Genomic DNA, 24,349 nt, shown 5'->3' with positions numbered 1-24,349 from the left:
TCACCATCGGTGCGAAACAGAGATGTCATGCTTTGGTTCAGAGAATGCGTTTGACCGCCTCGCTATATACTTCCGAGCGTTCTCTTTTCCCAACAGAAATCACGAAAACGACAACTTTCTCGTCTATAACCTGGTATACAAGGCGATAGCCTGAAGACCGGAGCTTAATCTTGTAACAATCAGGCATACCACGGAGCTTGTTTGCTTCAATCCGGGGTGACTCAAGTACTTCAACCAGCTTCTTTTTCAACTGTTCACGTACCGTCGAGCCCAGCTTTCGCCATTCCTTTAGTGCCCGCTCGTCAAAATCCAGAAAATACGCCATCAGAGTTCATCCAGCGTCACACGTACTGGCTTAGGATTACGAAGTCGTTCTTTCACTATCTCCACAAGTTCAGCATCTTCATCACTCAGGAGTGTCTGTTTGAACGGCAAGCGTTCATTGTCAGCGATATACTCGAGCATGAGACGAAGCGCTTCAGAAGGAGTTACGCCCATTTTTTCAAGCGCGGCGTAAGAACGCGCTTTAAGTTCATCGTCAATACGTAGGTTAATGCTACCCATGTCTTACACCCCTTGTAATTACAAATGTCATTACAAGTATCGCACTACAACATGCTTAGGGCAAGTCACGAAGTAAGTCAGAAAGTAGTCGTAAGAACGGTGATCACTGTCCGCTTTGTGCCAGAAGCGGACTTTTTAAAAATATTGCGTGCCCAACAATTGGGCGCAGGTCACATCAAGTACCCTCAGAATTATAGAGAATACCTGAAATTTTTGTAGAGCGAGGTTTGTTACCCTGCCCGACCAGCGACATGTGGTTAGTTTAGTGATCAGAAATGTCGAGCGTTTGGTCGTTCATTGACGCGGGATCTTCCAACGGTTCCACATGAGTGGTGATATGGATAAAAGGCAGTGCGGTGCGGATATCATTCTCTATACGCTCGGCCCAGTCGTGCCCATATTGAACAGTCCATCGCCCAGGAACTAGGATGTGCATTGTCATAAACGCCCGCCCGCCAGCCTGGCGTGTACGTAGTGCATGGAAATCAAGCCCCTGTTCACGATATCCTGCCAGCAGTGACTCGATTTTTTTGAGTTCTTCCGTGGGTAGCGATACGTCCATCAGACCTGCAGCTGAACGACTCATAAGCTGATAACCAGTCCAAACGATGTTGGCTGCGACCAGCAATGCAACGATCGGATCGACCCAAAACCAGCCGGTCAGATAAACCAGTCCGACACCAAAAATGACACCGACCGACGTCCAGACATCGGTCAGCAGGTGATGAGCATCTGCCTCAAGAGTGATAGAGTTGTGCTGCCTGCCAGCCCTTAACAAAATGCGAGCCGTCACAAAATTAAGGATTGATGCGACTGTTGAAACCAGTAATCCGAGACCAATCTCCTCAAGCGGCTGTGGAGTTAACATCCGCTCAACTGCGGTATAGGCGATACTGGCTGCCGCCAATAGGATCAGAAATCCTTCGAAAGCACTCGAGAAATATTCGGCTTTGCCGTGCCCATATGCATGGTTCTCATCGGCCGGAAGCGCAGCCAAGGTCAGCATCCAGAGCGCCATTAGGGCTCCTGCGAGGTTAACTACGGATTCGATGGCATCAGATAGCAGACCGACCGAACCGGTCATTTTCCACGCCACACCTTTGAGTCCGATAGTGGCAATAGCCGTGGCAATGGAAAGCCAAGCGTAGTGCGTCAGCGGACGAGGTAACCCTTTTGTTTTAGTCATTATTAACTTCCTAAAATAGGACGACTAACTCACATTTCTATCCATGATAGATAATTAAACAATCATTTCGCCATGAATATTTTTTCGTTTTTATTAAATTTAATTAAAAAGTCTCTGCAAGTGCTGTTTCATCTTCTAGTAAACTAAATTTTATTTTTAGGGTTTTCTTCAACTTGAAGTAATATTATCTCACAACAGATTAGTCACTTAGGTTAACTGAGCGGCTTTTATATTTTTCAATTAAAATATGCAAAACTCCCATTGCACCATGTGCATAAAAATAGACCTCAATGAAAGTAGTAAAGAACTTATGCCAGTGGATTACTGTTTCAGCCAGATTTGACTGCATGGTATTCAACAAGAACCATAGGCCACCTGAAAGTGCTACAATTAGCAATGCTAGAACTCCAAATCCTTGGATTGTACTGGCAATACCTCCCGAATGTGCATCGGGCAGTCGGAAACTAGTCAACGTTTTTATATCTTGCTTAATACCACTAAAGTCAAGCCCTACCCATGAAAAATAATAAGTAAAACCTCTTTGAGTAAGCATCCAACTTAACATAATAAAACCACAAATAATCAGTCCTAACCCTGAAATAATGTGCATCCAGGTTATAACTCCTTCAAGACTATGTTCACCAATTGCTTCGGTCTCTGTCAGATTAGAGTTAATAATTTGTGATAATATTAGAAATGCCACAATGATGTGAAGAATACGAAAAAAAGGAGCGTAATCATGGGGTAATAGATTCCAGAGTCGCAATTTCATTAATGAGTCCTTAGTAAATTTATCGATGATCTTAATCATACAAAAGAATTATTAGGATAACCTTAATTCTTAAAATTGCAGCAGGCATTAGTTCACCTCTGATATGGCCACTTGCGAAATGGGAATGGTAACTGTTATTACTATGTGTTTACTTGCTGTTCTTGTTACGCAGCCCCTTAAACACATTACTTTCAAATATGATTTCCTGCTGGGTTTAAATATGTGTCTTTCTATAGTGCGGCAACCTATTTTTACACCAACTCATGAATTAAATAAGAATCATAAATTAAATGAGAGGTTTAATTCTCTTGCTTAACGCGATGATATTAAATGGAAATTTTAATTTTTGTAATTTATTAAACAGTTAGAATGAGACATGGTAAATACGATCTTCCTTTAGATAATTCTGATAGCACTTTTTCTACTGGGCAGTCTGCAATGTCCGCTTCACGCCCTGAGACATTCGACAAGCTTTTTATGGCTTCAGTAAGGGCGAGTGTCTCGCTTCGAGAGCCAGCAAATATTTCGCTTCGTCATAACAGGTTCTGGCCTTCCAGCAGCGGTAAATGATCCTTATCCATTTGAACGCCAGTGCCCGGATCGCAGACTGATGAGATTTGCCCTTTTCTCTGAGGCCCTGATAATACAGTTTGGCCCAGTATGATGAATTAACCGTCTTGGCAGCCCATTCAACAAAGGTCTGCCTGACGAACTTGGCACATTGCCATCGCCAGTGAACCCAGGATTTTTGGCCGCTTCGTTCGGTCACCGGTGCTATACCTGCGTAGTTTTGAATTTCTTCAGCGCTGTTAAACCGGTCACGGTTATCACCAAGTGCAGCAAGCATCCGTGGGCCCATGCACGGTCCCATGCCCGGAAGTGATTTGAACAGCCCCACATCTGGCAATGTGTCAAACAGCGTTTCGATTCGTTCGTCATAGGTTTTGATGATTTCACTCACGACTTTAATTTGTGTCGCCAGTGCTGCTGCCATCAAAGCATTAGCCTCTATAACACTCGGGTCTGTAGTCAATGGGATCGCATTATCAATACTCGCAACACGTTGCTCGGTAAGGGCCATAGCGCGACCACCTTTGGCATTCAGAAAGTTGCGGATCGTGTCGCGTCTGGCTCGTTTCAGTTGTTGCAGACTGGGCCACCGGATAATCAGCTCACACAACAGTAAGCTACCCCGATGTGAGAACCACTCCAGTGGCTGAGGATAATACTGTTTAAGCGTGTTGATTATCCGGTTCACAAAGCGTCGTTTATCTTCAACCAACTGACGACGTTGCTCAACCAGTTGCTGAAGTAAGCGAATATCCGCATTGTCGGGTTCAATAGCTTTTATCTTCTGGGGGTAACGCAGCATTAACTCTAATGCCAGCTCGGCATCCTGCGGATCATCTTTAGCGCCGCTGGGCGAGAAGGCTTGCCGATAACGAGCCAGGGACAATGCGTGGACGGGGAAAACGGTGATAAAGGGGTATTTTTGAAGAGCATATACCACGGGGCCCTTCTTCAGTTCGAGAGCTATTGCGATTCTACCTTTTACTTTCTGGTGTAACTCAGTAAGCCAGGCATCAAGCGCTTCTGCTGTATGTTCAATCACATCGAATACGCGTTCACCGTTTTTAAACTGAACACAGACATCGTGTTTTTTATCAGCCCAGTCCAGACCAACGTGCGCAGCAAATTGATTAGTCACAGTCATCACCAACTCCTTTTTATCGGGGATTGGTATGCATTCCACGCTCTTCGAAAGAAATATAGCCAGCAGTTTATCTGCATGCCCTGAGTATTCGTTAGCGAACGTGGAGCACCTACTGGCTCGAAAGAAAAGCGGCGATCATCACATGATTCTCGCTCAATATTCGTAACCAGTAAGCGCATACCCTGAATCACTTCAAAGTGTAATTCTCAGGGTACGAATGACTATATCTCGCTCTTAGCGGACATTAGCATAGGCTATTTACCATAACGCCGCATTACGCGTACCGCTCAGACGGCCTGAGCGCGTTTCTGACGTGTCCCCGTTAAAAACAGTAACAAACCACCCGAAAATGCACGCCAGAAACGCTACGTAAGAATCTATCCTATGACTGGATATGCACTCAACTGAATAACGCCTGGTTTCAGTCCATTTTATCGGGATCAGCCTTCTTTCTGGGTAATTTAGGGGGCTTCACTTGCTGATTACTTTGCGTGCGGCGCGTGAGCCAAGGATGGTCAGCTTTAGGTTTTACGTAGAATTTTGAGCGTAAATCAAAACGGGCATTATCCACACGTTCATGGACACTTTTTTCATCATCCAGTGGTATAGGCTCCGGGCCATCAACATATTTTTCCCATCCCAACGCTTTCCCATCATACAGAACCTTAATTTCACCGTTAAAGCTTTCGCATACCGTGACAACCGAATGCCGAAGTCGATATCCCCGGCCTTCACTGCGAATCTGAAACGCACTGCTTTTGTACTGGAAAGTGAGATTTTTGGAGAGAACGCGCTTCGCCTGGAGGCTGAAGATATAACCCAGTTCCTCTTCAGAATGGTGTACATCAAGATGGGCGTTATCAGCAATACGAGGCGGCGTAGCAAACCGGTTGTTATAGGCTTCAATAAAGGTCGGCAACCATGCGTTTGCTGTTTCAATATCACTGATACCCTGAAGCCGCATTTCTTTGACCAGCCTGTCCTGCAGTGTCTGATTGGCACGCTCTACCCGCCCTTTTGCCTGCGGGCTGTTGGCATGGATTGGCTCGATGCCCAGTGTCTTTATCGCACGTGTGAACTGAGTCAACTCTCCTTCCCGCTCCGGGTTATTTACTCTGAATATACTGTGTCTGTCAGAATAGAGAGCCAGTGGTACGCCATGATCATTAAGGTAACCCCGGAGGGTTTCCATGTAAGCCCGGGTTGTTTCTGCAGGAGCGAATCGTAGCGCCATCAGAGCGCTGGTAGCATCATCGATAAAGACTATCAGTGTGCATTTGGGGCCCCGACCTTCAAACCAGTCATGAGGCGAGCCATCAATCTGGATGAGTTCACCGTAGGATGGGCGCCGCATCCGGCGCTGATAAATTCGGGCAAACTTACGACGACGTTCGCGCCATATGCCCTCCTCTACCATCCACTTCCTGAGAGTTTCAATGGATAAACACAAGCCGTGTATCTCGCGCAATTTTTCGCACGCAAGCGTAGGTCCAAAATCAGCGTAGCGGCCTTTGAGGAGTGAAATTACTGTTGCTCTGAATTCGGTAGAAAAGGAATTATTGGGACGCTTTCCACGTCGGCGGGAAACTAGACCAGAAGGCCCTTCATTTCTATACCGTTGCACCAGACGTTTAACCTGCCGAATAGAAATGCCAATGCGTGCCGCAGCTTGTTCCTGAGTAATATGGCGATTAAGTGACTCCTGAATAATGTGAAGTCGGTCGAGTTCCTTATGACTCATCGTAACAGTCTCTTTGATCATGAAAAATCCCCCAGAGAATTGTCTGGGGACATTTTAGAATGGTTCAAAGGGGACATTACAGCTTGGTGTTAACATTTGTCAGCATATCCTTGCCTCCCTGCAAAGAAGAGGCTAACATTTGAACTGTCTGGGTTCATACGCTGGCCTCAGGTTGATAGTAATATCGCCTGGGGCTTTCGTCTTTCTGGAACCCTGAAAATGCCCAAAGCCCAAAAAGCCTCAAGCACCCGGTGAGATTCTATAACCGACCAGTCGCCACTCATGCGGCCTGACGCCAAATCTGGAATCTTGCTCGCGCGATAAAAAAACGCCCCCGGCATCTAAGTCGGAGGCGTTGAATTTCAGCGAGTTAACCTTAACCCTCGTGTAAACCACACTCGCGTTTTAACCCGAAGAAGCGCGTCTCTTCTTCCGCCATGCCTGGCTCCCATTTGCGGGTGGTATGGGTATCGCCGACCGACAGATACCCCTGATCCCACAGCGGATGGTATTTCAGACCGTGCTTTTGCAGGTACTGGTAGACCGTCCGGTTATCCCAGTCGATGATCGGCAGCACCTTAAACACTCCGCGCTGGATAGCCAGCACTGGCAGCGTCGCGCGGCTACCCGACTGTTCGCGGCGAAGACCGGCAAACCAGGTCTGCGCATTCAATTCTTCCAGCGCCCGATTCATCGGCTCAACTTTGTTGATGTCATTGTATTTCTCAATGCCTTCAACGCCCTGCTCCCACAGCTTGCCGTAGCGCGCCTCTTGCCAGGCCGCACTCTCTTTCGCGCGGTAAACCTGCAGGTTGAGTTTGAGTTTGTCCGTTAACTCGTCGATAAACTGATAGGTTTCCGGGAACAGGTAGCCGGTATCGGTCAGGATCACCGGAATATCCGGACGGATCTGGTTCACCAGATGCAGACTCACCGCCGCCTGAATCCCAAAGCTTGAAGAGAGTACATATTCACCGGGCAGATTTTCCAGCGCCCAGGCCACACGCTCTTCGGCAGTGAGCTTTTCCAGCCTGGCGTTGGTTTCCGCCAGCGCCAGCACGCGGTCAACTTTCGGCAGTTCATTCAGCGCGTTTAGATCGAGTTTGGACATAGGTTCCTCACAGTTTGCTTTGCCGGATGGTGCAATGACACCGCCATCCGGCAATCAGACGTTATTCCCAGAAATCTCGCGCCGGATCGAGCACCGGGCGAATGATGCCCGCACGCACCGTAAAGTCGCCGAAGCCTTCACCCGCTTCACGCTCTTTCGCCCAGCGCCCTACCAGTTCGTCAATCGAACCCAGGATTTCCGGCTCGGTGATATTTTCCCGATACATACGCGGAATTCGTGACCCGCTGCGGTTGCCACCAAGATGCAGGTTATAGCGACCCGGCGCTTTCCCCACCAGACCAATTTCCGCCAACATCGCGCGGCCACAGCCGTTCGGGCAGCCGGTCACACGCATGACGATGTGCTCGTCAGGGATCCCGTGTTTCTCCAGTACCGCCTCCACTTTGTCGGTGAATGACGGCAGGAAACGCTCAGCTTCCGCCATCGCCAAAGGACAGGTCGGGAACGACACGCAGGCCATCGAGTTTTCACGCTGCGGTTTCACCGCATCCATCAGCCCGTGGTCACGCGCCAGCTTCTCGATTGCCGCCTTTTGACTTTCCGGTACGCTGGCAATAATCAGGTTCTGGTTGGCGGTAATACGGAAATCGCCTTTGTGGATTTTGGCGATCTCAAGCAGCCCGGTTTTCAGCGGACGACCTGGGTAATCCAGAATACGGCCGTTTTCAATGAACAGCGTCAGGTGCCAGTTTTTGTCGATCCCTTTCACCCAGCCAATGCGATCACCACGACTGGTAAATTCGTATGGACGGATTGGTTCAAATTTGATCCCCGCGCGGCGCTCTACTTCAGCTTTGAAGGTGTCGACGCCAACGCGCTCAAGCGTGTACTTCGTCTTGGCATTTTTACGGTCGGTACGGTTACCCCAATCACGCTGGGTGGTCACCACCGCTTCCGCCACCGCCAGGGTGTGTTCCAGCGGCAGGAAGCCAAACTCACTCGCCGTGCGGGCGTAGGTTTTCTTGTTGCCGTGTTCGATAGATAAACCGCCGCCTACCAGCAGGTTAAAGCCTATCAGCTTGCCGTTTTCCGCGATTGCCACGAAGTTCATGTCGTTGGCGTGGAGATCGATGTCGTTCTGCGGCGGGATCACCACGGTAGTTTTAAACTTACGCGGCAGATAGGTTGCACCGAGGATCGGCTCTTCATCGGTCGTCGCCACTTTCTTTTGATCGAGCCAGATCTCCGCATAAGCGCGAGTGCGCGGCAGCAGATGTTCAGAAATCTTCTTCGCCCACTCGTAGGCTTCGGCGTGCAGCTGCGACTCGTACGGGTTGGAAGTACACAGCACGTTTCGGTTCATGTCGTTCGCGGTCGCCAACGCATCAAGACCGACCGAATGCAGCATTTGGTGCACCGGCTTAACGTTCTTTTTCAGAATCCCGTGGAACTGGAACGTCTGACGGTTAGTCAGGCGGATGCTGCCGTAGATGGTGTTATCAGCGGCAAATTTATCGATCGCTTTCCACTGCGTAGGGGTGATAACCCCACCCGGCAGACGGCAGCGCAGCAGCATCGCGTGGCGCGGCTCCAGCTTCTGCGCGGCACGTTCAGCGCGGATATCGCGGTCATCCTGCTGGTACATGCCGTGAAAACGGATCAGCAGGAAGTTATCGCCGTGGAAGCCGCCGGTCAGGCCGTCGTTGAGATCTTCCGCGATGGTACCGCGCAGGAAGTTACTCTCACGCTTCATACGCTCGGCGTCAGTCAGTTTGCCTTCGACCACTAAAGGCCCTGGGTGTTTTTCGCTCATTAGTAGACATCTCGCTGATAACGGCGCTCAACGCGCAGCTCACTTAAAAATTCATCCGCCGCTTCGATGTCCATTGCACCGAATTCAGCAATCACTTCCAGTAATACCTGCTCGACGTCTTTCGCCATGCGATTGGCGTCGCCGCAGACATAAATGTGGGCACCGTCATTAATCCAGCGCCACAGTTCTGCGCCCTGTTCGCGCAGTTTGTCTTGTACGTAGACTTTTTCTTTTTGATCTCTGGACCAGGCCATATCAATACGGCTCAGTACGCCTTCTTTTACGTAGCGCTGCCACTCAACCTGATAGAGGAAATCCTCGGTGAAGTGCGGGTTGCCAAAGAACAGCCAGTTTTTACCTTCCGCGCCATCGGCAGCACGCTGCTGCATAAAAGCGCGGAACGGTGCGATACCGGTGCCAGGGCCAATCATAATGACCGGCGTCTGCGGGTTGGCAGGCAGGCGGAAATTATCGTTGTGCTCGATAAACACGCGCACTTCGCCCTCTTCTTCCACGCGATCGGCAAGGAAGCTGGAAGCGCCGCCCGCACGGGCACGGCCTTCAATGTCATAGCGCACCACGCCCACGGTGACATGCACTTCGCTCTCGACCTCCGCCTGTGCAGACGCGATAGAGTACAAGCGCGGCGTGAGGGGTCTCAGCAGGCCGATTAAGGCTTCGGCATCTAGTTGCGCTGGAGAAAAACGAACCATATCAACGATTGGCGTCGTTGCCGCATACTTTTGTAATTGCGCCTTATCGCCCACCAGCGGCAGCAAAGATTCGCTGCGGGTCAGCGTGGCGTAATTTTCAACAATATTGGCGGTGTTGACCGTCAGTTCGAAGTGCCACTGTAGCGCTTCGGCCAGCGGCAGAGTTTTACCTTCCACGGTGACAGGCTCATCACCTTTCAGCCACAGCAGCTCAACCAGCTCTTTCACCAGCTCTGGGTCGTTTTGATACCACACGCCCAGCGCATCGCCAGGCTGATAGCGTAGGCCAGAATCACCGAGGTCAATTTCAATATGGCGAACGTCTTTTTCTGAATCGCGGCCGGTAATTTTCTGGTTAACTGATAAGGATGCGGTCAACGGGGCTTCTTTGGTATACGGGCTGCTATGAATATCATTTACCGCCCCACTCGCCGCGACGGCAACCGATGTTGCCACCGGAGCGCGGGCTTTCAGCACCTCAACCAAACGCGCACGCCATTCGGCTGCCGCCGGCTGGAATTCCACATCGGCATCCACACGGTCAAGAAGGCGCTCACCGCCTAACTCGGCCAGCTTGCTGTCGAAATCTTTCCCAGCCTGGCAGAAGAATTCATAAGACGTGTCGCCAAGACCCAGCACCGCAAAAGCGGTATCGTTGAGTTTCGGCGCTTTTTTCGAGAACAGGAACTTATGCAGCGCAACGGCTTCTTCCGGCGCTTCCCCTTCACCCTGTGTGGAAGCCACGATGACCAGCAGTTTTTCTGACGCGATTTGTTTGAATTTATAATCCCCGGCGTTGACCAGGTTCACGTTCAGTTTTTCTGCCAGCAGGTCATCACGCAACGCTTCCGCAACCCGACGAGCGTTGCCCGTTTGCGAGGCGGAAATAAGCGTAATGGCCGGTGCTTCAACGGCGGCCGGCGCCGGCGCTAACGCCGCGGCACCCGGCTGCTGATTCAGCACGCCCCAAAAATAGCCGGAAACCCAGGCAAGCTGGGTTGGTGTTAAATCAGTGGTTGCCGCCTGTAGGCGAGCCAGCTGTTCCGTGTTGAGCGGAAGCAAAGCTGAAGGGGGAGACTGTGTTGTCATGCGTTGTTATGTTCCAGTAGCAAAGCTGTTTTCTAAACAGGAAAAACAAAACTGAATGTAAGGTTAACGACGACGATAATAACAATTAAAGAAGGGATAGAAATATCAAATAACCAAATGGACTAACCTGTTTTCCTGGTAGTTTATAGCGATAAAACAGGTTGAATAACCCATTGATATAATTAAATAATAAATATATCAACGGCTGATTTTTGTACTCATTGCCTATTTGGCCGTTTTAGTTAATGCAGAAAAATGTGCTTTCCGGTACTATGCGGCGTTTTTTTCCGCAAGACTGAGAGTTCATGATGTCCACTACACTGTTTAAAGATTTCACCTTCGAAGCCGCCCACCACCTACCGCACGTACCGGAAGGACATAAGTGCGGGCGCTTGCACGGGCACTCGTTTATGGTGCGTCTTGAGATTACCGGTGAAGTCGATCCGCATACTGGCTGGATCATGGATTTCGCCGAACTGAAGGCGGCGTTCAAGCCGACCTACGATCGTCTGGATCACTATTACCTGAATGATATCCCGGGCCTTGAGAATCCAACCAGCGAAGTGCTGTCCCGCTGGATTTGGGAACAGGTAAAACCGGTTGTGCCGCTGCTGAGCGCGGTGATGGTAAAAGAAACCTGTACTGCAGGCTGTGTTTATCGCGGCGAATAAATTCGCCCGCTCGCGGGGAGCCCATTCGTGACTCCCCCCGCTCCTTCCAGAAATTCGCTATCACATTCATTTCCCTTATTTTTCATTATGCGGCACGTAACCCGGAAAAAGGGTGAAGTTGTGCCAGACTCATTGGGTTGGTCAATACATAATGAGGAAATAGGGATGAAGAAAACGTTTCTTGCCGCGGTTCTGCCCGCACTGTTTTTCGTTTCGGCCGCAGCTCAGGCACAGACCCCACCGGATGGGTATCAGCTCCAGCAGGTTCTCATGATGAGTCGTCATAACCTTCGCGCGCCGCTAGCCACCAACGGCAGCGTGCTTCAGCAGTCAACGCCGAAAAGCTGGCCTGAATGGGAAGTTCCCGGTGGTCAGCTAACCACCAAAGGTGGCGTGCTGGAAGTGTATATGGGCCACTATATGCGTGAGTGGCTGGCGCAGCAGGGACTGGTCACCAGCGGTGAATGCCCGGCACCCGAGACGGTTTATACCTACGCCAATAGCCTGCAGCGTACCGTTGCCACCGCCCAGTTCTTTATCAATGGTGCTTTCCCGGGCTGCGATTTCGTCGTCCATCACCAGGACAAAATGGGCACGATGGACCCAACCTTTAATCCGGTGATTACCGATGAGTCCACGGCTTTCCGCGACCGCGCAGTCCAGGCGATGGAAAAAGAGCGCCAAAGTCTGAAGCTTGATGAGAGCTACAAGCTACTGTCGCAGATGACTGACTATCAGAACTCGCCGGCCTGCAAAGAAAAGCAGGAGTGCTCATTGAGTGAGGCGAAAGACAGTTTTAGCGCCAACTACCAAAAAGAGCCCGGAGTAAAAGGACCGTTGGCTATCGGTAACTCGCTGGTTGATGCCTTTACGCTGCAATATTATGAAGGCTTCCCGCTCGATCAGGTGGCGTGGGGGGAAATCAAAACTGACCAGCAGTGGCGCGTACTGTCACAGTTGAAAAATGGTTATCAGGATAGCCTGTTCACTTCCGCAGACGTCGCACGCAACGTAGCGAAACCGCTGGTGAAATACATTGATAACGCGCTGGTTACCGATGCGGCGAAGACGCCAAAAATCACCGTGCTGGTTGGGCATGACTCCAATATAGCCTCAATGCTGAAAGCCCTGGATTTTGATACCTATACGCTGCCGGGCCAGTATGAACGCACGCCGATTGGTGGGAAAATTGTATTCCAGCGCTGGCACGATACGAAAGCTAATCGTGAATTGATGAAAATTGAATATGTCTATCAAAGCACAGAGCAGCTGCGTAACGCCGATAAACTGACGCTGGAAACCCCACCGCAGCGCGTCACGCTGGCGCTGAAGGGCTGCCCGGTTGATGCCGACGGATTCTGCCCGATGGATACCTTCGCAAAAGTCATGAATACTGCGGCGAAGTAACGTGTGATTGCAGCGTTTCCCGAAGTCGGCACAGGCTGCCGGCTTCGGGCTACGATTCATTTGGGCAGACGGAACACATTGAGCGACGCCGGAACTCCCGGCGTCAGTATCATCAGGCAATATTCAGATACTTGTGCGTCTGCATCGACAGACGCCAGTTGCGCGCAATGCAGGTTTCAATGCACAGACGCGTAGCATCATCTTTCTGGCTGATGGGCTGCAGCGCAATGATACGCGGCTTATCGTCAGAGAGGGTTTCCAGCAGCTCGTCCAGTGCTTCAATATCGCGCACGCGGCCCACTGGGTGCTTGATTTCATCAGCGCGGAGCAGCGCCTGTGACAGCACATCATAACCACCGCGCATATTCACCTTCGGTGATACGGTCACCCAGGTATTGTGGCTGCAGCGCACTTCATGGGTGCCGCTGGTTTCAATCTGGCAGCTGTAGCCGTTTTGCTCAAGCAATTCCGTTAGCGGGATTAAATCGTGGATGCAGGGCTCTCCGCCGGTGATCACCACGTGGCGCGCGGTCCAGCCCTGACGGCCAATAATCGCCAGCAGATCTTCACTGCTCGCCGCGCCCCATTTGTCGCTCTCTTTGGTTTTCGCCAGGATACTGAACAGAGACACTTCCCGATCGCTAAGCTTTTCCCAGGTATGTTTGGTATCACACCAGGCACAGCCCACTGGGCATCCCTGAAGACGAATAAAAATGGCGGGGACGCCGGTAAAATAGCCTTCACCCTGCAGGGTCTGGAACATTTCGTTAATCGGGTACTGCATCATCGACTCTTCAGTAATAGTAAACCGTTATTATTGCATACTTCGTGCTAACGATCCCGCGCACTTCTTGCGCAACTTGCAATCCATCCCTGGCATCTCGTTCTTGAAAACAGAGCGCTCGCGCGACGTTCTGTGATGAACGTGGTTTTTTTGATGAAAAGTAACATTTTAATTACACAAACTTTTGCAGCTTTTCACTGTTCAGCAAGTTCAGATGTTAATCAAATTGGTATGACACATTTGCAAATGTAATATCCACGACCGGCTACATATCATACCAATTATAATTTTTGACAAGGAAAAAGGATGAACGCGTTCGCTGAAGCTCTGCCGGTGATCTGGGTCGCCCTGGGCGTTGTACTGCTACTTATTCTCAATATGAGATTTAAAATCAATGGCATGCTAGCACTGCTGCTTGCCGCTATTTTTGTCGGCGTCTGTGAAGGGCTACCGCTGGAGGCCATCGGCAAATCCATAGAAACAGGCATTGGCAGCACCCTGGGCCATTTGGCGTTGATTATTCTCTTCGGCGCCATTTTGGGCAAACTGATGGTTGATTCCGGCGCCGCACAGCGCGTTTCTTCCACGCTGCTGCAAAGCTTTGGTCCGAAAAAGGTGCAGTGGGCCATTATGGTCATTGGTCTGATTTTCGGCCTGGCTATGTTCTATGAGGTCGCTTTCCTAATTCTGGCGCCTTTGGTTATCAGTATCGCTCGCGAGGCCAAAATTCCGTTCCTGAAGTTAGGCATCACTATGGTTGCGGCAGCAACCACTGCTCATAGCTTATTCCCACCACAGCCAGGCCCCACAGCACTGGTCGCGGCGTTCCATGCTGATATGGGTATGGTCTATATCTACGGTATTATTGTTGCCATTCCAACAGTCATCTGCTCCGGCATTCTGCTGCCTAAACTGCTAGGTAATCTGGATCGCCCAGTTCCACAGCTGCTGGAGTCACAAAAGGTGTTTCGGGATGATGAAATGCCATCTTTCGCTACTAGCCTACTGGTACCGCTGATCCCGGCTGTCATTATTACTGGTGTGACCATCATTAAGCTGTTTGTTCCTGCAACAGCCAGCATTACATCATTCCTTAATTTTATTGGCAGTGCGCAAATCAGTATGCTGATAGCCGTGCTGGTGGCGCTATATGCCTTCGGTACTGCGCGTGGTAGATCCATGAGCGAGGTGATGAGCTCCTACTCCACAGCTATAGAGAAAGTCGCACTGGTGGTTTTTATCATCGGTGCGGGCGGCGCGTTCAAGCAGATAATTATGGATACTGGGGTGGGTGATTACATTGCCGATATGATGCGAACCTCTTCAGTTTCGCCCCTCATCATGGCGTGGTTTATTACCGTACTGCTACGTCTGGCAACCGGTGCTGGCACCGTCTCTGCGATTACCGCTGCTGGGATCGTCGGCCCGATGATCACCACTTTTAACGTTGACCCTGCCCTTATGGTGCTGGCAACCGCGTCAGGGAGCAACACGCTGACTCACGTTAACGATGCCGCATTCTGGCTGTTTAAAGAGTATTTTGGTCTGTCAATTAAAGACACCTTTAAAACCTGGGGTCTTTTAGAATTAACTAACTCCGTTGTCGGTCTATTGATTGTTTTATTGCTCAATTTAATTATCTAGATAAATATAATTTATATCACCGCCTCTAACCCGTAGTTTTTTGCTACGGGTTATCTATATTAAACCTTCTAAACATTCATATTTGATGTAACAAAAAATGTTGTTTTTTACAGTTAAGAAATAACAATTAAGAATTAAAATCATTCAAAAACAATACGTTAATAATTAACTGAATCTTTTCATTCAATTCAATGTCGAATACAATCCATATTAACACTCAACCTTAAAATTATCTTAAGACACCTCTTCATCTCACTACCAGTTATTTAATCGCCGTTTACTTTTCTCATCCTAGAATCCGAAAAACCAACCATGATGAGAAAATACTCATGAACACATTATTAATCACAGGCGTTACCGGTTTTCTGGGTGGCGCGGCACTGGAAGCTATCTTTAATAGCCAGCGGCACTTTACTTTATTGCTGTTAGTGCGTGCGCGGGACGCGGAGGCGGGCCTGGATCGTGTTAGGGAAAACATGCGGAAATTCAACGTCAGTGAACGTGAATTGGCACTATTAAACGTAGAGAATATCCTGCTCGGTGACCTCGCCACACCTGAAGCCTTTCTTAACGACTCGCGGCTAGAGCGAGTCACCCATGTGTTGAACTGCGCGGCGGTCGCCTCATTTGGCAACAATCCACTCATCTGGAAAGTGAACGTCGAAGGAACACTGCTGTTTGCCCAGCGCATGTCGCAGGTTGAGGGGTTGAAGCGATTTCTGCACGTGGGTACTGCAATGTCCTGCTCACCGCAGCCTGACACACTGGTGGCGGAAAATGCTGTGCTGCGTGAACGTGCGGAACACCTCGTTGAATATACGCATTCTAAATCCACGATTGAGCAGTTAATGCGAGAACGCTGCCCGTCGCTACCGCTGGTTATTGCTCGTCCTTCCATTGTGGTCGGCCACACTCACCACGGCTGTCAGCCCTCCAGCAGCATTTTTTGGGTATTTAGCATGGGGCTCATGCTGCAAAAGTTCATGTGTTCTATGGAAGACAGAATTGACGTTATTCCGGTGGATTATTGTGCCAGAGCGCTATTGATGCTGCTGAGTGCCCCTATTGCCCAGGGCGAAGTGGTGCATATTTCGGCCGGGGAAGAAAATAGCGTCAGGTTTGCTGAAATTGATAATGCCATGGCGATTGCGCAGGAGAAGGCACCGGTTGGCGATAACTATGCGCAGGTAAGCTATGAAACGCTGGTCAAAATGCGCCGCGAGCTGAAAACCATCTTTGGCCCCTGCAACGAACGCTTGATGCTTAAGGCCATGCGTCTGTACGGCGCGTTTGCCACCCTCAACGTCCGCTTTAGCAATGATAAGCTGCTGAGCATGGGAATGCCGAAACCGCCCCGCTTTACCGACTACATCGGCCGCTGCGTCCAGACCACTCGCGGGCTGTCGATTCCACAGCAGATGGCCGTCGATTTTAAATAAAAAAAATGCCAGCCCGAAGGCTGGCATTTTCACATCAGAGAAAGAGCAGGCTTATGCCTGACCTTTGATCTCTTTGCGACCGTTGTACGGAGCGTGTTCACCCAGAGCTTCTTCGATACGAATCAGCTGGTTGTATTTAGCAACACGGTCAGAACGGCTCATAGAACCAGTTTTGATCTGGCCTGCAGCGGTACCAACAGCCAGGTCAGCGATGGTAGCGTCTTCAGTTTCGCCAGAACGGTGAGAGATGACAGCAGTGTAGCCAGCGTCTTTCGCCATTTTGATCGCAGCCAGAGTTTCGGTCAGGGAACCGATCTGGTTGAATTTGATCAGGATGGAGTTAACGATGCCTTTTTCGATGCCTTCTTTCAGGATCTTGGTGTTGGTTACGAACAGATCGTCACCAACCAGCTGGATTTTGTCGCCCAGTACTTTGGTCTGGTATGCGAAACCAGCCCAGTCAGATTCGTCCAGGCCATCTTCGATGGAGACGATTGGGTACTGTTTGGTCAGATCTTCCAGGAAGTGAGTGAATTCTTCGGAGGTGAATGCTTTGTTGCCTTCGCCAGCCAGAACGTATTTACCGTCTTTGTAGAATTCAGATGCTGCACAGTCCATCGCCAGAGTGATGTCGGTGCCCAGGGTGTAGCCAGCAGCTTTAACCGCTTCAGCGATAACAGCCAGAGCTTCAGCGTTGGAACCCAGGTTTGGCGCATAGCCACCTTCGTCACCAACTGCAGTGTTCATACCTTTAGCTTTCAGAACTTTAGCCAGGTTGTGGAACACTTCGGAACCCATACGTACGGCTTCTTTCAGGGATTTAGCGCCAACTGGCTGAATCATAAATTCCTGGATGTCGACGTTGTTGTCAGCGTGCTCACCACCGTTGATGATGTTCATCATCGGAACCGGCATGGAGTATTTGCCCGGAGTACCGTTCAGTTCAGCGATGTGCGCGTACAGTGGCAGGCCTTTGGCAGCTGCTGCTGCTTTGGCGTTAGCCAGGGACACAGCCAGAATGGCGTTAGCACCGAAGTTGGATTTATTTTCAGTACCGTCCAGATCGATCATGATCTTGTCGATGCCAGCCTGATCTTTAGCATCTTTACCCAGCAGAGCCTGAGCAATTGGGCCGTTTACCGCGCCAACAGCTTTCAGTACGCCTTTACCCATGAAACGGGATTTGTCACCATCGCGCAGTTCCAGTGCTTCACGGGAACCAGTAGAAGCACCTGACGGGGCTGCTGCCATACCGACGAAACCACCTTCCAGGTGAACTTCTGCTTCAACAGTCGGGTTACCACGGGAGTCGATGATTTCACGACCGATGATTTTAACGATTTTGGACATTAGGTTTTCCTCAGTACAAGTTAAACTAAAACTCCAGACAAACAACGCCCCTCGTGGGGCGCTGCCGTTCTAACTTTTCTTACTTCGCTTGACGCTTCTGGTACTCGGCCGCGGCTTTCACAAAGCCAGCAAACAGCGGGTGCCCATCACGCGGCGTCGAAGTAAACTCCGGATGGAACTGACAAGCAACGAACCACGGGTGATTCGGTACTTCGATGATCTCGACCAACTGATCATCACCGGAACGGCCCGCAACGCGCAGACCTGCAGCTTCAATAGGTTTCAACAACATGTTGTTGACTTCATAGCGGTGACGGTGACGTTCAACAATGGTTGGTTCGCCGTACAGCTGGCGTACCAGGCTGTCATCGCCAAGCTGGCACTGCTGTGCGCCGAGGCGCATCGTGCCGCCGAGATCGCTCTTCTCAGTACGAACTTCGACATTGCCTTCTTCATCACGCCATTCAGTAATGAGCGCCACAACCGGGTACTTACAGTCTGGCACAAATTCCGTAGAGTTGGCGTTCTCCATCCCCGCAACGTTGCGCGCAAACTCAATCAGCGCAACCTGCATACCCAGGCAGATGCCCAGATAAGGAATTTTGTTTTCACGCGCAAAGCGTGCGGTAGCAATTTTACCTTCAACACCACGATAGCCGAAGCCACCTGGGATCAAAATAGCATCCAAATCTTTCAGAATTTCGACGCCGCGCGTTTCTACATCCTGCGAATCAATCAGCTTGATGTTAACGGTCACGCGGTTTTTCAGGCCACCGTGTTTCAGCGCTTCGATCACTGATTTATAGGCATCTGGCAGTTCAATATACTTGCCAACCATACCAATCGTGACTTCACCTGCCGGGTTAGCTTCTTCGTAGATAACCTGTTCCCATTCTGACAGATTTGCTTCCGGACAGTTCAAGCTGAATCGTTTACAAATATAATCGTCCAGCCCCTGAGATTTCAACAGGCCTGGAATTTTATAAATGGAATCGACATCTTTCATTGAAATAACGGCTTTTTCTGGCACGTTACAGAACAATGCAATTTTTGCACGTTCGTTGGCCGGAATCGCACGGTCAGAGCGGCAAACCAGGATGTCAGGCTGAATACCAATGGACAGCAGTTCTTTTACAGAGTGCTGGGTCGGTTTGGTTTTGACTTCACCGGCCGCGGCCAGATAAGGCACCAGGGTCAGATGCATAAACAGCGCGTGTTCACGACCGATATCCACTGCCAGTTGGCGAATCGCTTCAAGGAACGGTAAGGACTCGATATCACCGACGGTACCGCCGATTTCAACCAGCACCACGTCGTGACCTTCGCCACCTGCCAGAACGCGCTCTTTAATCGCGTTGGTGATGTGTGGAATAACCTGTACGGTTGCGCCCAGATAGTCGCCACGGCGCTCTTTGCGCAGGACGTCTGAGTAAATACGACCGGTAGTGAAGTTATTGCGGCGAGTCATTTTGGTGCGGATGAAGCGCTCATAGTGACCCAGGTCCAGGTCGGTTTCAGCGCCGTCTTCAGTAACGAACACTTCCCCGTGTTGGATCGGGCTCATGGTGCCAGGATCGACGTTAATATACGGATCCAGTTTCATCATGGTCACGTTGAGGCCACGGGCTTCAAGAATGGCTGCCAGGGATGCTGCGGCAATGCCTTTACCCAGAGAGGATACGACCCCGCCGGTCACAAAAATATAGTTCGTTGTCATGCTGGACCTGAGAAGTTAGGGTGAAACGATGGAATAACCAAGACGGGAAAGTAGTATACCCGAACATGGCGAGCGCCACAAACTTTCATTCTCGCTCCTCAATCGCCGCAGAAACAAACATGGGGAGTGAGAAAATAGCCCCTTTTGGGTAAATGTTTTTGACGTAAATCAAGCGCTTGTCATTTAAGATTTCGCACTTTTCGCCCTTCCCCGCAAAAATTCTTTAGAGATCATATTCCTGCCGTTTTACCTGTTGCCAAACTTCTTCCATGACATCCAGATCCACACCGGTCATTTCCAGGCCACGCGAGGCCACAATCCGCTCAACTTCGCGAAAACGACGCTCAAACTTTTCATTGGCCTTTTGGAGTGCGGTCTCCGCTTTCACCCCTAAATGCCGGGATAAATTGACCGTCGCGAACAGCAGGTCGCCAACCTCCTCCTCCAGTTTAGCTTCATCAACCACAGCCTGCCTGGCTTCATCCATGACTTCATCAATTTCTTCGTACACTTTATCGAGTACCGGCCCCAACGTTTTCCAGTCAAACCCCACCGCCGAGCAGCGCTTCTGAATTTTGTGCGCCCGCATCAGCGCCGGGAAAGCACGGGGGATATCGTCCAGCGCCGAATGCAGTGCCTTTTCAGCACGCTCAGCGGTTTTAATTTGCTCCCAGCGGGTTAGCACTTCCTGGCTATTGCTGGCGCTGGCATCACCGAAGATATGCGGATGGCGACGCTCCAGCTTGTCGCTGATGGCAGCGCAGATATCGTTGAAATCAAAGCGCCCTTCTTCCTGTGCCATCTGTGCGTAAAACACCACCTGGAACAGCAGATCGCCCAACTCCCCACGCAGATCGTCGAAATCCTCGCGCGCAATCGCGTCCAGGACTTCATAAGTCTCCTCAAGGGTATACGGCGCAATAGAGCTAAACGTCTGCTCTTTGTCCCACGGGCAGCCATTTTCTGGGTCACGCAGGCGCTGCATAATCCCGAGCAGTCGGTCGATTTGGTTCATGGTGGATCCTTGCTAAATAAAAGTATTTACCCTCTCCCGGCAGGGAGAGGGTGAAGGGAGTATTAACCGCCGTGCAGACGACGCGCGTCGATAACGTCAGGGACCTGATTGAGCTTACCGAGCACCCGGCCCAATACCTGCAGGTTGTAGATCTCGATGGTCATGTCGATAGTCGCCATCTGCTGCTTGGTATCGCTACGGCTGGCAACGCCCAAAACGTTCACCTTCTCGTTGGCGAGAATGGTGGTGATATCGCGCAGCAAGCCGCTGCGATCGTTCGCCTGGACGCGTACCACCAGCGAGTAGCCCGCCGAATAGCTTTCGCCCCATACCGCATCCACGATACGTTCCGGCGCATGCGATTGCAGCTCTGCAAGCTGGTCGCAGTCTGCCCGGTGTACGGAAATACCGCGGCCCTGGGTGATAAAGCCAACAATCTCATCACCCGGAATCGGCTGACAGCAGCGCGCAATATGGTGCATCAGGTTACCAACCCCCTCTACCACCACGCGGCCGTTATCTTTGCTGCGATTGTTCTGCGGCGTGTAGCTTTTCTGCTGTAGCTGCTTCAGCGCCGCGGCATCCTGTTCGGCGGCGCTTGGCTTGTTAAACTGCGCCTGCAGGAAGTTAACCATCTGGTTGAGACGAATATCACCGCCGCCGATGGCCGCCAGTAGCTCTTCCACTTCGTTGAAGTTGTAGCGTGGCAGCAGATATTTTTCCGCTTCCTTAAGACTGATTCCCAGATGCTCCAGCTCGTCGTCAAGGATTTGACGCCCTGCCAGCACATTCTTGTCTTTATCCTGCTTGCGGAACCAGGCGTGGATTTTCGAGCGTCCACGGCTGGTTGTCACATAGCCAAGATTCGGGTTTAACCAATCGCGGCTTGGGTTCGGCTGTTTCTGGGTGATAATTTCAATCTGATCGCCCATTTGTAACTGGTAGGTGAACGGCACGATACGACCGCCGATCTTCGCCCCAATGCAACGGTGCCCAACGTCGCTGTGAATGTGGTAGGCAAAATCCAGCGGCGTGGAGCCGGCCGGCAGATCGACGACATCCCCTTTTGGCGTAAACACATACACCCGATCGTCAAAGACCTGGCTACGCACCTCATCCAGCATTTCGCCAGAATCTGCCATCTCTTCCTGCCACGCAATCAGCTTACGCAGCCAGGCGATACGGTCTTCATAGCCCGAACGCAGGCCCGTTGCGGTGCCTTCTTTGTATTTCCAGTGCGCGGCGACGCCCAGCTCAGCATCTTCATGCATCTGCTTGGTTCGAATTTGGATTTCAATGGTTTTGCCGTTCGGCCCCAGTACCACGGTGTGAATGGACTGATAGCCGTTGGGTTTTGGATTCGCGACGTAATCATCAAATTCATCAGGCAAGTGACGATAGTGAGTGTGCACTATCCCCAGCGCGGCATAGCAGTCCTGGAGACGTTCAGCGACGATACGCACCGCGCGCACATCAAACAGCTCGTCGAAGGCGAGGTGTTTTTTCTGCATTTTGCGCCAGATGCTGTAGATGTGTTTTGGCCGCCCGTAAACTTCGGCTTTCACCCCTTCGGTCTTCATTTCGCTGCGTAGGTGGCCGACAAAATCGTTAATGTACGATTCCCGGTCGATACGACGTTCGTGCAGCAGTTTGGCAATACGTTTGTACTCTGCCGGATGCAGATAGCGGAAGCAGTAATCCTCCAGCTCCCATTTGAGCTGGCCGATGCCTAAGCGGTTGGCGAGCGGCGCATAGATATTGGTACACTCTTTTGCTGCCAGTACGCGTTCATCTTCCGGCGCATCTTTCACTTCACGCAGGTGGGCGATACGTTCGGCAAGCTTAATCACCACGCAGCGGAAGTCATCGACCATGGCCAACAGCATCCGGCGGACGTTATCGACCTGTTCTGAAGAGACGGCATCAGTATGGGTGGCTTTAAGCTGGCGAATGGCCGCCATGTCGCGCACGCCGTGAATCAGGGCCACCACCGACTGCCCGGCGCTTTCGCTCAGCACCTCTTCGCTGACCACGTTAGCATCGACTAACGGAAACAGCAGCGCCGCGCGCAGCGTGTCGTTATCCATGCTCAGCGTCGACAGAATTTCAACCATCTCCACGCCGCGCCACAGCATCAGTTCGGCGTCAGCGCGTCCCACGGTTTGGCGACGACAATAATCCCAGGTTTCGGCTAAGCGCTCACACGACTGCTGGCTGGAAATTCCCAGACTGGTGATCCATTTCTGCGGGTCAAATTCCCCAGCTTTGTTTAAATGTGCACTTCTTACCGCAACCATTGTCCTCTCCTTTCAGGGACAGGCCTGCCGAAGTCGGCAAGCCAAGTTATTACTTACGCTCAAACAGCACCATCGATTCCAGGTGCCCAGTGTGCGGGAACATATCAAGCATTGCCAGACGCTGAATTTGGTAACCCGCACTCAGCAATGCCTCGCTGTCACGCGCCAGCGTTGCCGGATTGCAGGACACGTACACCACCCGCGCCGGCGCTAATTTTATAACATGCTGCATCACGCCCGGTGCGCCAGCACGGGCAGGATCGAGTAAAACTTTGTCAAAACCGTGCTTCGCCCACGCCTGCAGCGTAACGTCTTCTTCCAGATTCTCGTGGAAGAAGGTGACATTCTGGAGATGGTTCTGCGCCGCATTCTCCCGGCCTTTTTCGACCAGCGCCGGTACGCCCTCCACTCCAACAACGCTGGCGGCCTGCTTTGCGAGGGGCAGCGTGAAATTGCCCATCCCGCAGAACAGATCCAGCACCCGGTCGGTAGGCTGAATATCCAGCCACGCCAGGGCGGTGGTCACCATCTGCTGATTTACGCCATCGTTGACCTGAATAAAATCGCGAGGACTGAAGGTTAAGCGTAGCCCGTCTGAGGAATACCAGGGAGATTCACCCGTAACGCGTTCAAGTATCTCGCTTTCCGGTGCCAGATAAAGCGCCACGCCCGAAGAATGCGAAAAGCGTTCCAGTTTTTCTTTATCCTCAGCGATTAATGCAGCAGTGTGGCGTAATACCATCAACGGACCGTTGTCGGCGCTGACGAGCTCTACATGACCTAACTGCCGCTTCCCTTTCAGGCCGGATAAACATTCGCGCACCGCAGGCAAAAGCGCCTCAAGAGCGGGCACCAAAACAGGGCATTGCACCACGTCGATGATTTCATTCGAATTCGCTTTACGAAAACCCATCTGCAATTGTTGGGTCTTTGGCTGATAATTCAAGCTCAGCCGCGCGCGGCGACGGTAGCCCCAAGGCTCTCCGGCAATCACGGCATCAACATCGCGCTTCATTAAACGATGTAACGCCGCGCGCTTGCTGCGCTGTTGTAGTGCAACCGACGCATGCTGCTGCTGGCAACCACCGCAAATGCCAAAATGTGGGCAACGCGGGGTTTCACGCTCTGGGCTGCTGCTCAGACGACGTTTTACCTGCCCGCGCGCATACTGTTTTTTATCTTCCGTAACGGTGATTTCGGCACTTTCTTCCGGAAGTAACCCATTGATGAATAATGCTTTACCGTTGTGGCGCGCCACACCTTGCCCAAAGGGATCAAGATCGTTGACTGTCACGGTTATGATCTGGCGCGTCGTCACGCGCCGTTTTGCAGAGTAGAATTGCGCCATCGTAGAGATTTTT

At 51.1% G+C, this 24,349-nt stretch carries 19 protein-coding genes and 1 pseudogene; 5 read left to right on the top strand and 15 right to left on the bottom strand.

Annotated elements, in window-relative coordinates; all coding sequences use genetic code 11:
- Positions 1-37 precede the first annotated feature (37 nt).
- Together relE and relB are read right to left on the bottom strand one after the other, a co-directional pair.
- Positions 38-325: a type II toxin-antitoxin system mRNA interferase RelE gene (gene relE / locus KCR01S_RS13245; protein ID WP_000323025.1), complete on the bottom strand. Its 288-nt coding sequence runs from the start codon at positions 323-325 to the stop codon at positions 38-40.
- The gene (gene relB, locus KCR01S_RS13240; protein WP_000534858.1) at positions 325-564 is read right to left on the bottom strand and encodes a type II toxin-antitoxin system antitoxin RelB; all 240 of its coding nucleotides are present in this window, start codon (positions 562-564) and stop codon (positions 325-327) included. Before relB ends, relE begins: the two co-directional genes overlap by 1 nt.
- Before the next feature lie 24 nt (positions 565-588).
- On the opposite strand from relB, the pseudogene KCR01S_RS25635 reads away from it, so the two are divergent.
- Positions 589-705 (top strand): annotated as a pseudogene (locus tag KCR01S_RS25635) (hypothetical protein); the annotation flags it as partial.
- A gap of 121 nt (positions 706-826) precedes the next feature.
- On the opposite strand, the gene KCR01S_RS13235 reads toward KCR01S_RS25635, so the two are convergent.
- The 7 genes from KCR01S_RS13235 to cysJ form a co-directional block, all read right to left on the bottom strand.
- On the bottom strand, positions 827-1,750 hold the full coding sequence (locus tag KCR01S_RS13235) for a cation diffusion facilitator family transporter (protein WP_000167917.1): 924 nt from the start codon (positions 1,748-1,750) through the stop codon (positions 827-829).
- Between the two features lie 199 nt (positions 1,751-1,949).
- Positions 1,950-2,522 (bottom strand): cytochrome b/b6 domain-containing protein, encoded by a 573-nt coding sequence (locus KCR01S_RS13230; RefSeq protein ID WP_001515348.1) that lies wholly within the window; start codon positions 2,520-2,522, stop codon positions 1,950-1,952.
- A gap of 475 nt (positions 2,523-2,997) precedes the next feature.
- A complete protein-coding gene (locus KCR01S_RS13225; protein ID WP_061283191.1) occupies positions 2,998-4,236 on the bottom strand; it encodes an IS110-like element ISEsa2 family transposase in 1,239 nt (412 codons plus the stop codon).
- A 421-nt stretch (positions 4,237-4,657) separates the two neighbouring features.
- Positions 4,658-5,998 carry an ISNCY family transposase gene (locus KCR01S_RS13220; protein ID WP_000589001.1) on the bottom strand — a complete coding sequence of 447 codons (1,341 nt, stop codon included), beginning with the start codon at positions 5,996-5,998 and terminating at the stop codon, positions 4,658-4,660.
- Positions 5,999-6,353: 355 nt separating this feature from the next.
- On the bottom strand, positions 6,354-7,088 hold the full coding sequence (cysH, locus tag KCR01S_RS13215; protein ID WP_061283190.1) for a phosphoadenosine phosphosulfate reductase: 735 nt from the start codon (positions 7,086-7,088) through the stop codon (positions 6,354-6,356).
- A gap of 61 nt (positions 7,089-7,149) precedes the next feature.
- Positions 7,150-8,862: an assimilatory sulfite reductase (NADPH) hemoprotein subunit gene (gene cysI, locus KCR01S_RS13210; RefSeq protein WP_061283189.1), complete on the bottom strand. Its 1,713-nt coding sequence runs from the start codon at positions 8,860-8,862 to the stop codon at positions 7,150-7,152.
- Entirely contained in the window at positions 8,862-10,664 is a 1,803-nt protein-coding gene (cysJ, locus tag KCR01S_RS13205; RefSeq protein WP_061283188.1) for an NADPH-dependent assimilatory sulfite reductase flavoprotein subunit, read from the bottom strand. Before cysJ ends, cysI begins: the two co-directional genes overlap by 1 nt.
- Positions 10,665-10,969: 305 nt before the next feature.
- Here cysJ and queD point away from each other — a divergent pair, with 305 nt between their 5' ends.
- Both queD and agp read left to right on the top strand, forming a co-directional pair.
- Positions 10,970-11,335 (top strand): 6-carboxytetrahydropterin synthase QueD, encoded by a 366-nt coding sequence (gene queD / locus KCR01S_RS13200; RefSeq protein WP_163446301.1) that lies wholly within the window; start codon positions 10,970-10,972, stop codon positions 11,333-11,335.
- Positions 11,336-11,500: 165 nt separating this feature from the next.
- A complete protein-coding gene (gene agp, locus KCR01S_RS13195) occupies positions 11,501-12,742 on the top strand; it encodes a bifunctional glucose-1-phosphatase/inositol phosphatase (protein ID WP_061283187.1) in 1,242 nt (413 codons plus the stop codon).
- 112 nt (positions 12,743-12,854) lie between these two features.
- Here the strand turns inward: agp and queE are convergent, their stop codons facing one another.
- Positions 12,855-13,526, bottom strand: coding sequence for a 7-carboxy-7-deazaguanine synthase QueE (gene queE / locus KCR01S_RS13190; RefSeq protein ID WP_061283206.1), 672 nt, complete (start codon positions 13,524-13,526; stop codon positions 12,855-12,857).
- A 306-nt stretch (positions 13,527-13,832) separates the two neighbouring features.
- On the opposite strand from queE, the gene KCR01S_RS13185 reads away from it, so the two are divergent.
- Both KCR01S_RS13185 and KCR01S_RS13180 read left to right on the top strand, forming a co-directional pair.
- Positions 13,833-15,170: a gluconate:H+ symporter gene (locus KCR01S_RS13185; protein WP_061283186.1), complete on the top strand. Its 1,338-nt coding sequence runs from the start codon at positions 13,833-13,835 to the stop codon at positions 15,168-15,170.
- A 329-nt stretch (positions 15,171-15,499) separates the two neighbouring features.
- Positions 15,500-16,609, top strand: a complete 1,110-nt coding sequence (locus tag KCR01S_RS13180; RefSeq protein WP_061283185.1) for an SDR family oxidoreductase — start codon at positions 15,500-15,502, stop codon at positions 16,607-16,609.
- Positions 16,610-16,660: 51 nt separating this feature from the next.
- Here KCR01S_RS13180 and eno read toward each other — a convergent pair whose 3' ends face one another.
- From eno to rlmD, 5 genes are all read right to left on the bottom strand, one after another.
- Positions 16,661-17,959 carry a phosphopyruvate hydratase gene (eno, locus tag KCR01S_RS13175; RefSeq protein WP_061283184.1) on the bottom strand — a complete coding sequence of 433 codons (1,299 nt, stop codon included), beginning with the start codon at positions 17,957-17,959 and terminating at the stop codon, positions 16,661-16,663.
- Between the two features lie 79 nt (positions 17,960-18,038).
- A complete protein-coding gene (gene pyrG, locus KCR01S_RS13170; protein WP_061283183.1) occupies positions 18,039-19,676 on the bottom strand; it encodes a glutamine hydrolyzing CTP synthase in 1,638 nt (545 codons plus the stop codon).
- A gap of 223 nt (positions 19,677-19,899) precedes the next feature.
- On the bottom strand, positions 19,900-20,691 hold the full coding sequence (mazG, locus tag KCR01S_RS13165; RefSeq protein WP_061283182.1) for a nucleoside triphosphate pyrophosphohydrolase: 792 nt from the start codon (positions 20,689-20,691) through the stop codon (positions 19,900-19,902).
- 62 nt (positions 20,692-20,753) lie between these two features.
- Positions 20,754-22,988: a GTP diphosphokinase gene (gene relA / locus KCR01S_RS13160; protein WP_061283181.1), complete on the bottom strand. Its 2,235-nt coding sequence runs from the start codon at positions 22,986-22,988 to the stop codon at positions 20,754-20,756.
- A 49-nt stretch (positions 22,989-23,037) separates the two neighbouring features.
- Positions 23,038-24,336: a 23S rRNA (uracil(1939)-C(5))-methyltransferase RlmD gene (gene rlmD, locus KCR01S_RS13155; protein WP_061283180.1), complete on the bottom strand. Its 1,299-nt coding sequence runs from the start codon at positions 24,334-24,336 to the stop codon at positions 23,038-23,040.
- Between the last annotated feature and the right edge of the window lie 13 nt (positions 24,337-24,349).

It is taken from the genome of Kluyvera cryocrescens NBRC 102467 (assembly GCF_001571285.1).
GTDB classification, from domain to species: Bacteria; Pseudomonadota; Gammaproteobacteria; order Enterobacterales; family Enterobacteriaceae; genus Kluyvera; species Kluyvera cryocrescens.
Note: the sequence above shows the minus strand (reverse complement) of the source record. Positions and strands in the feature narration are given on the sequence as shown.